The organism is Luteimonas sp. FCS-9, assembly GCF_001014645.1.
GTDB lineage: Bacteria > Pseudomonadota > Gammaproteobacteria > Xanthomonadales > Xanthomonadaceae > Luteimonas.
Genome location: NZ_LASZ01000008.1, coordinates 102,752 through 111,767, shown reverse-complemented (window position 1 = coordinate 111,767; position 9,016 = coordinate 102,752). Strand labels below are relative to the sequence as shown.

The window sequence follows — 9,016 nt, the reverse complement described above, 5'->3', positions numbered from 1 at the left end:
ACACACACTCCACAAGGCAGCAACGCATGTCCCAGATTTCCGAACAGTTCGACGGTTTCCGCATCGAGATCGACGCCGACGCCCAGCGCGGCGACATCGTGCTCGCGCGCCCGCCGTTCAACACCATCAGTATGGACCAGCGCGACGCACTGCGCCTGGCCTTCGAGCGGCTCGACGACGACGCCCGCGTGCGGGTGATCGTGATCCGCGCCGAGGGCGAGCACTTCTCCTCGGGCGGCTACATCAAGGGCTTCCTGGAAGCCTCGCCCGAGCACGTTTCGCACCTGGCCTGGAACGTCGCTGCGCCGGCGCGCGCGAAGAAGCCGGTGATCGCCGCCAACCGCGGCTACACCTTCGGCGTCGGCTTCGAGATCTCGCTGGCCTGCGACTTCCGCATCGTCTCGGAGACCTGCGAGTACGCGCTGCCCGAGCAGAAGCTCGGCCAGATCCCGGGCTCGGGCGGGTCGGCGCGGCTGCAGAAGATCGTCGGCATCACCCGCACCAAGGACATCGTGATGCGCTCCAAGCGCATCAAGGCGCAGCAGGCCTACGACTGGGGCATCGCCACCGAACTGGTGCCCGATGCCGAGCTGGAGAACGCGACCGCCGCGCTGGTCGCCGAGCTGGTCGGCTTCTCGCCGCTGGCCCAGCGCACGGCCAAGAAGCTGCTCAACGACACCGAGGATGCGAGCCTGTCGATCGCGATCGAGCTCGAGGGCCATTGCTACAGCCGCCTGCGCAGTTCCGACGATTTCCGCGAGGGCGTCGAGGCGTTCCACGCCAAGCGCAAGCCTGCGTTCGTCGGCAGCTGATGCGCACGCCGGCAACCGCCGGGCGTCCGGCGCCCCGCCGCGGCGGGCGCGCCGGTGTCGTCGAAGCGCTGGCGCGGTCGCTGGCGCTCGGGCGCGCGCCCGTGCTGGCGGTCGTGCTCGAGACCGTGGGATCGACCTACGCCCGGGTCGCCGACTTCGCGCTGTTCGACGCCGACGGCAGCCAGGCCGGCTGGCTCAGCGGCGGCTGCCTGGAGCCGGACATCGCGCGGCACGCCGCGCGTGCGGCCGCCGGAGCGCGCGTGGAATGGATCGAGGTCGACGCGCGCGACGACGAGGACGTGTTCTCCGGCGGCGCCACCGGCTGCCGCGGGCGACTGCGCGTCGCGCTGCTGCCGGTCGCCGGCATGCCCGGCTGGGACGCGCTGTGCGCGGCCTGGTTGGCCGGCGCCGGACCGCTGGCGCTGTCGGTCGATGCCGCCGCCTCGCGCGTGGCCGCGCGGATCGGCGCGCAACGCGTCGACGCCGCGGTCGCGATGCCGCCGGTGCCGTGGGCGCGCGGCGGCGCCGCGCCGCGCTGGTCGCTGTCGATCGCGCCGATGCCGTCGGTACGCATCCACGGCGCCGGGCCGGAGACGCCATGGCTGGTGCCGATGCTGCAGGCGGCCGGCTGGCACGTCGCGATCGTCGAGGACCGCAGCCGCTGGCTCGAGATCGCGCGGGCGGCCGATGCCGTGGTCGAGGGGCCGCCGTCGGCGGGCGCCCGACAGGCGCGCGCAGCGCCGGTCGCGCTAGTGATGCACCACAACTTCGAGCGCGACCGCGAGGCGCTGGAGGTGCTCGCGGCCGATCCGTCGGTCCGCTTCGTCGGCCTGCTCGGTCCGGCGCGGCGGCGCGACGACCTGCTGCGCACGCTGCCCGCGCGCGCCGTCGCGCAGTTGCAGGGCCGGCTGCAGGCGCCGGTCGGCCTGCTCGCCGCCCGCGGCGCCGAGGCGATCTCGCTGAGCATCGCGGTGCAGCTGCAGGCTTTCCTCGATGCCGAGCGCGCGGCGACGGGCGCGGTGCCCATCGCGGCGACGGCATCGGCATGATGCGCGGTGCGGGCGCCACGCCCGCACGCGCGAGACGACCCCGAGGCGACTCTTCCCGATGGATGCGATCTTCGACGACATCGTGATCGGCGGCGGCTCGGCCGGCTGCGTGCTGGCCAGCCGGTTGTCGGCCGATCCCGCGCGCCGCGTGCTTCTGGTCGAGGCGGGCATGGACACGCCGCCGGGCGGCGTGCCGCCCGAACTGCTCGACAGCTATCCGATGGCGCTGTTCCACGGCGAGCGCTACGTCTGGCCGGGCCTGGCCGCGACCACGACGACGGCCGCCAACGGCCGTCCGCTGACGCGCGCCTACGAGCAGGCGCGGGTCATGGGCGGCGGCTCGAGCATCAACGTGCAGGCGGCCAACCGCGGCCTGCCGCGCGACTACGCGGAGTGGGCAGAGCTCGGCGCGCACGGCTGGGACTGGGACGGCGTGCTGCCGTACTTCCGCCGGCTCGAGCGCGACCTCGACTGCGACGGCCCGCTGCACGGCCGGGACGGCCCGATCCCGATCCGGCGGATCCGGCCCGAGGCCTTTCCGCCGTACGGGCACGCGGTGACGGCCGCGCTGGCCGCGAGCGGCCTGTCGATGCGGCTGGACCAGAACGGCGACTTCGAGGACGGCCTGTTCCCGCCCGCATTCTCCAACCGCGACGACCGCCGCGTCTCGGCCGCGACCGGCTATCTCGACGCCGTGGTGCGCGCACGGCCGAACCTGGAGATCCGCGCGCACACCCGGGCGACCGCGCTGCGCATGGCAGGGCGCGCGGTCGCCGGCGTCGAGTTCGAATGCGACGGCATCCGGCACGTCGTGTCGGCGCGTCGCGTGATCGCGACCGCCGGCGCGCTGCAGACGCCGGCATTGTTGATGCGCGCGGGCATCGGGCCGGGCGAGGCGCTGTCGGCGCTGGGTATCGCGGTCGTCGCCGACCTGCCCGGCGTCGGCCGCAACCTGCGCGACCATCCGGCGCTGACGCTGTGCCAGTACCTGCCGCGCGCGCTGCGGCTGCCGGCCGCGTACCGCCGCGCCAGCTTCGTGGCGATGCGCTACAGCTCCGGGCTCCCCGGCGGCGCGGCGTCGGACATGTACGTCACCGCGTCGGCGCGCGCCGGCTGGCATGCGCTGGGCCGCCGGTTGGGGCTGTACTTCCTGTGGTGCAACCGGCCGCAGTCGCAGGGGCGGGTGGCGCTGCGCTCGCCGTCGGCCGACGACCTGCCGCACGTGGACCTGGGGCTGCTGTCGGCGCCCGAGGACCTGGCGCGAATGATGGACGGCGTGCGCCGGCTCGCGCGGCTGGCGGTGTGCGAGGCGGTCAATCCCGACCCCGACGACCTGTTCCCGGCCGGCTTCACGCCGGCGATCAAGCGCCTGAGCGCGGTACGGCGGCGCAACGCGGTCGCGACCGCGCTGCTGGGCGCGTTGCTCGACGTGCCGGCGGCGCTGCGCCACCGGGTGTTGCGGCGGGTCATGAACGGCGGCCGCTCGCTGGCCTCGGTGCTCGCCGACGATGACCGGCTCGAAGCCTTCGTGCGCACCCACGTGTTCGGCGTCTGGCACGCCAGCGGCACCTGCCGCATGGGCGACCCGCGCGATCCGCACGCCGTTGTCGATCCGGCCGGGCGCGTGATCGGCCTCGACAACCTCTATGTCGCCGACGCTTCGGTGATGCCGCGCCTGCCCACGGCCAACACCAACATCCCGACGATCATGATCGCCGAGAAGATCGCCGACGGGCTGGTGCGCGAGCGTGGTTGAGCTGCGTCCTGCAAAGCGGAGACGAAGGAGGCGGCTGCTCCTAACCGAGGGGCCGTCGGCTGCGGCAGCGTCATGGAGACGCCTCGCTTCGCTGCTCTTTATCGCGATCTGGCAGGCCCCGCCGGAACCGGTGGCCTCCTCGCGCGAATGTCCTCCGGCCACCGCCAGCCGGCGGCGGCCTCCCCCTTGATTTCGCCGAGAAGGCCACCGGTCCCGGCGGGGCTCGGCTTCCGGAGGGTGTGGGGGGGCGCCTGCTTCCTTTCCGGCCCGGCGCATGGCCGTTGGAAAGGGACGGCGAGCGATCCGACGACGACAGACCGCACGATCCGCAAGCCGATCCCCGTCGCGGTCGGCAGGCCCTTGCGCGAAATCAAGGAGGAGGCCATCGCCGTATGGCGGTGGCCGGGGGACATTCGCGGCAAGGGCCTGCCGGCCACGACGGGGACCCTCAGGTCGCGATAAAGAGAAGCGAAGCACCACACCGATGCGCTTCAACGTCGCCCAGCAATCCTCCCGCTCCTGCTCCTGCTGAGGCGACGACGAGACGCCTCATCGGTGCGAGGCCTACCCGGCCGGCGGCTCCCGCCAGCGCCGCACGGTGCCGGTGTCGATGTCGAACAGATCGAGGACCCGGCCGACGGTGTGCTCGACCATCGCCTCGATCGACGACGGCCGCGCGTAGAACGCCGGGACCGGCGGCGCGATGATCGCGCCCATCTCCGACAGCTGCGTCATGCTGCGCAGGTGTCCGGTGTGCAGCGGCGTCTCGCGCACCATCAGCACCAGCCGGCGACGCTCCTTGAGCACCACGTCGGCCGCGCGCGTGAGCAGGCTCGAGGTCACCCCGCCGGCGATCTCGGCCATCGACCGCATCGAGCACGGCGCCACGACCATCCCGCGCGTGCGGAACGAGCCCGACGAGATGCCCGCGGCGATGTCGTGCGGCGCGTGCACCTCGGTCGCCAGCGCTTTGACCTGCGCGATCTTCAGGTCGGTCTCGTGCGCGATCGTGATCTCCGCCGACTTGGACATCACCAGGTGCGTCGGGATGTCGAGCGCGCGCAGCAGCTCGAGCATGCGCACCCCGTAGACGACCCCGCTGGCGCCGGAGATGCCGACGATCAGCGGCGGATTGCGCGGATCGTGCCGCTCGCCCGCGCTCATCGGCCCACCATACCGGGCGCCTGGTAGACGTGCTTGAGCTCGGTGAAGTCGGCCAGCGCGTCGTAGCCGTGCAGCCGGCCCAGCCCGCTCTGCCGGTAGCCGCCGGTCTCGACCTCCGGCAGCAGCCGGTTGTGCGCGTTGATCCACACCGTGCCGTTGCGCAGGGCCCGCGCCACCCGCTGCGCGCGCGCGCCGTCGTGCGTCCACACGCTCGCCGACAGCCCGAACACCGTGTGATTCGCGCGTGCGACCGCCTCGGCCTCGTCCTCGAACGCTTCGAGCACCAGGAACGGCCCGAAGATCTCCTCCTGCACGAAGTCCGCAGCGCTGTCGCGGTGGAACACCAGCGACGGCGTCAGGAACGCCCCACCGGCCAGCGCGCCGCCCGGCGTCGTGCCGCGCAGCAGCACCTCGTCGGCGGCGTCGAACGCGCGTGCGATGCGCGCGGCGACCTGATCGCGCGCGGCGACGTCGATCAGCGGTCCCATCTGGCTGGCCGGATCGAGGCCGGGGCCCACCCGCAGCGCGCCCAGCGCGCCGGCCAACGCGCGCTTCATCGCGTCCAGCCGGCTGGCGTGCACGAGCACGCGCCGCGCGGCCGTGCACTGCTGGCCGGAGATGATCGTCGCCGCGGCCGCGAGCTGCGGCGCGACCGCGTCGATGTCCGCGTCCTCGAACACCAGGCAGGCCGAGTTGCCGCCCAGTTCGAGCGAGAGCTTCTTCATGCTGTCGGCGGCGTCGCGCATGATCGTCTTGCCGACCGCGGTCGAGCCGGTGAAGCAGATCGCGTCGACGTCGTGCGAGGTCGCCAGCAGCGACGCGCCCGCATGCCCGGCCTCGCCGAAGACGTTGACCACGCCGGCCGGCAGCTGCGGGTGCGCCAGCAGCGGCGCCAGCAGCGCGGCGTTGAACAGCGTCGTCTGCGCCGCCGGCTTGACCACGACCGTGCAGCCGGCCGCGAGCGCCGGACCGAGCGCGCGCACCAGCAGCACCGCCGGTGCGTTCCACGGCACGATGATGCCGGCCACCCCGGCCGGCTCGCGCAGCACCGTCGACAGCACGCCCGGTTCGGGTTCGAGCACGTGACCGGGCAGGTGCCGGGCCAGGCCCGCGTAGTACTCGATCTCGGAGATCGACGCGGCGATCTCGCCGCGCGCCTGCGCCAGCACCTTGCCGTTCTCGCGCGTCAGCAGCTCGGCCAGCGATCCGGCCTGCGCCTGCAGCGCGGCCGCCCAGTCGAGCAGCACGCGCTGGCGCAGCCGCGGCGCGGCGGCCCAGTCGCTGCGCTCGAACGCACGGCGGGCCGCATCGATCGCGGCGGCGGATTCGACCGCGCCGCCGTCGGCGAACGCGCCCAGAACCGCGCCGGAGGCGGGATCCAGGCTGGGGAGGGTGGCGTCGCCGACGGCGGCGCCGTCGATCCAGTGCTGCGCGGGGCGGATGCTCACGGGCGTGCGGTCCTGTGCATGGCGCGCGGCGGCAGGGGGCGGCGGTCGGGCGGTTCCCTACCCGGCACGGGACGCGCGGCGTCGCCGCCCGTCCTCGCCCGCGCCTCCCGGCCGTCGCGCCTGTTCTGGGAAGGCGTCGACGGGACGTGCCCGCGGTCGGCACGCCGTTCGAGGGCACGCTAGCGCGCCCTCGCCATCAAGTCGAATAATCAGTCCTTATTTTTTCGATCAGCGATCCTGATGATTTTCGGCTGCAGCGCCGCGCGCGCCGCGACCAGCGCCTCGCGCAGCCGCTCGATCAGCAGCATCGCCGCCGGCCCCGGCGGGTGGCGTGCCTGGTGCACCACGACCAGGTGCCGGGCGATGCGTGTGCGGCCGATCGCGTGCGCGATCAGGCTGCCGTCCATCAGCTGGCGGTGGACCGCGATGCTCGGCAGCACGGTGAACCAGTCGCTGCGCGCGACGAGGTCGGCGATCGAATCGGTGGAGTCGAGTTCCAGCCGCGGTTCGAGGTCGGTGGCCAGCCCGGCCATGTGCCGGTCGAGCTCGGCGCGCAGGCCGTGCCGCTTGGATGGCAGCACCAGCTTCAGGTGCGCGGCGTCCGACAGCGAGCGCACCGACGGCGGCGCGTTGCCGCGTGCCGACACCAGCACCATCTCCTCTTCCAGCAGCGGGATCGTCTCCAGGCCCAGCCGGCGTGCGGGCCGGTTGATCACCGCCAGGTCGAGCTTGCCGGCATTGACCCACTCGATGAAGGTCTGCGAGTAGCCGTCGGCGATCGAGATCTCGACCTCCGGGTAGTCGCGCGCGAAGTCGATCAGTACGCCGGGGATCACGCTGCGCGTCACCGACGACAGCACGCCCATCGCGACCTCGCCCGAGATCGTGCCCGACAGGTTGGCCATGTGCGACATCGCCGCGGCCAGGTCGCGCTGGATCGGCGTGACCAGCCGGTGCAGCGTGCGTCCGGCCGACGTGGGCACCATGCGCTTGGGCGTGCGCTCGAACAGCTTCTGCTCCAGTTCGCGCTCGAGCTTGGCGATCTGCATCGACAGCGCCGGCTGCACCACGTTCATGCGCTGCGCGGCGCGGGTGACGCTGCCTTCCTCGTACAGGGCGAGGAAGTAGTTGATCTGTCTCAGGTCCATCGCGCGTCCCTCCACGTCGCGGCGTGCTTCATCCGATCTGATCGATCATATCTAAATTCATTATTTGGAATTATCGGAAAGCTGCGGGACGCTCGCCCCACAACAACGAGAAACACCGGAAGGCCCCCCACACGACGCCCGTCGCCCGCCGACGCGACGTCGCCCCGCCTTCCGTGCGCGACGCCGGGACCGGCCCTGCGGATGCCCGGCATCCGTGCACGGCCGCGCGGCGACAACCCGAACGATCATCCGTTCCCGTGGAGGGGAAAATGACCGAGAGCACGACGTCGCCGGCCGATGCGCCGGCGCGAGAGGACGCGCCGATCCCGCCGCGCAAGATCCTGCTGGCCGCCTTCGCATCGACCTTCGGGTGGGCGCTGGACCTGTTCGACCTGTTCATCCTGCTCTACGTCGCGCCGATCGTCGCGCGGCTGTTCTTCCCGTCCTCCTCGCCGACGCTGTCGCTGGCTGCGGTCTACGCCTCGTTCGCGGTCGCGCTGCTGGTGCGCCCGCTGGGCTCGGCGGTCTTCGGCGTCTACGCCGACAAACACGGCCGCCGCCGCGCGCTGATGGTGGCGATGGTCGGCGTCGGCCTGGCGACCGCCGCGTTCGGCGCGCTGCCCACGATCGTGCAGGTCGGCGTGCTCGCACCGGTCCTGTTCCTGGTGCTGCGCGTGATCCAGGGCATCTTCGTCGGCGGCATCGTCGCCTCGACCCACACCATCGGCACCGAGTCGATCCCGGCGCGCTACCGCGGGCTGATGTCGGGCATGGTCGGCGGCGCGGGTGCGGGCCTGGGCGCGCTGCTGGCCTCGTTCGCGTACTTCGTGCTCTCGGGCGTGTTCCCCGACGAGCAGTTCGACGTCTGGGGCTGGCGCTTCATGTTCTTCTGCGGCCTGATCAGCACCGTGTTCGGCCTGGTGATGTTCAAGTACCTGGAGGAGACGCCGGTCTGGCAGAAGCTGCAGGCCGCCAAGGCCGCGGGCAAGGCGGCGCCGGTCGCCTCGCCGCTGCGCCGTCTGTTCGGGCCCGAGTACCGCAGGGTGATGGGCGTGAACCTGCTGATCACCTTCGGCGGCGGCGCGACGTACTACATCGCCTCCGGCTACCTGCCGACGCTGCTCAACCTCGTGGCCGAGGTGCCGCACGGCGAGACCTCGCGGATCCTGATGTACGGCTCGCTGGCGACGATCGTCAGCTCGCTGCTGTTCGGCTGGCTGTCGGACCTGATGGGCCGCAAGCCGGTGTTCGCGCTCGGCGGGGTGCTGGCGCTGGTCGGCCTGCCGCTGATGTACCACGGCATGGCGGCGACCGATTCGCTGGCCGCGATCACCTGGTACGCGGTCGGCGTCGCGCTGGTCGCCGGCGCGGTCATCGCGCCGATCCTGATCTTCCTCAACGAGCGGTTCGCGACCGAACTGCGCGCCAGCGGCACCGGACTGTCGTGGAACATCGGCTTCGCGCTCGGCGGCACCATGCCGACCTTCGTGTCGCTGCTCAGCGACACCCCGGCGCAGATCCCGACCGTGCTCGCGCTGTTCAGCGCCGGGCTGGCGGTGATCTACCTGGTGGGCGCGCTGGTGATCCCCGAGACCCGCGGCCGCGCGCTGTGACCCCGGCGCGTCCGCTGCGGCGGGCG

The 9,016-nt window shown here is 72.6% G+C and carries 7 protein-coding genes; 4 read left to right on the top strand and 3 right to left on the bottom strand.

Annotated elements, in window-relative coordinates:
• Positions 1-26 precede the first annotated feature (26 nt).
• Genes WQ56_RS09210 through WQ56_RS09200 form a run of 3 tightly spaced genes read left to right on the top strand, consistent with a single transcriptional unit; the run spans position 27 to position 3,617 of the window.
• The gene (locus WQ56_RS09210) at positions 27-812 is read left to right on the top strand and encodes an enoyl-CoA hydratase-related protein (protein WP_047136788.1); all 786 of its coding nucleotides are present in this window, start codon (positions 27-29) and stop codon (positions 810-812) included.
• Positions 812-1,861: an XdhC family protein gene (locus tag WQ56_RS09205; protein WP_052772941.1), complete on the top strand. Its 1,050-nt coding sequence runs from the start codon at positions 812-814 to the stop codon at positions 1,859-1,861. The genes WQ56_RS09210 and WQ56_RS09205 overlap by 1 nt, the downstream gene beginning before the upstream one ends.
• Positions 1,862-1,919: 58 nt before the next feature.
• Positions 1,920-3,617, top strand: coding sequence for a GMC oxidoreductase (locus WQ56_RS09200; RefSeq protein WP_047136787.1), 1,698 nt, complete (start codon positions 1,920-1,922; stop codon positions 3,615-3,617).
• Between the two features lie 564 nt (positions 3,618-4,181).
• On the opposite strand, the gene WQ56_RS09195 is transcribed toward WQ56_RS09200, so the two are convergent.
• From WQ56_RS09195 to WQ56_RS09185, 3 genes are all read right to left on the bottom strand, one after another.
• On the bottom strand, positions 4,182-4,781 hold the full coding sequence (locus WQ56_RS09195) for a UbiX family flavin prenyltransferase (RefSeq protein WP_047136786.1): 600 nt from the start codon (positions 4,779-4,781) through the stop codon (positions 4,182-4,184).
• Entirely contained in the window at positions 4,778-6,229 is a 1,452-nt protein-coding gene (locus WQ56_RS09190; RefSeq protein ID WP_197076464.1) for an aldehyde dehydrogenase family protein, read from the bottom strand. The genes WQ56_RS09195 and WQ56_RS09190 overlap by 4 nt, the downstream gene beginning before the upstream one ends.
• A 209-nt stretch (positions 6,230-6,438) precedes the next feature.
• On the bottom strand, positions 6,439-7,377 hold the full coding sequence (locus tag WQ56_RS09185; RefSeq protein ID WP_047136785.1) for a LysR family transcriptional regulator: 939 nt from the start codon (positions 7,375-7,377) through the stop codon (positions 6,439-6,441).
• A 269-nt stretch (positions 7,378-7,646) separates the two neighbouring features.
• Between WQ56_RS09185 and WQ56_RS09180 the strand changes: the two genes are divergently transcribed.
• Complete coding sequence (locus WQ56_RS09180; protein ID WP_082132311.1) at positions 7,647-8,990, top strand: MFS transporter; 1,344 nt, start codon at positions 7,647-7,649, stop codon at positions 8,988-8,990.
• Positions 8,991-9,016: the final 26 nt, after the last annotated feature.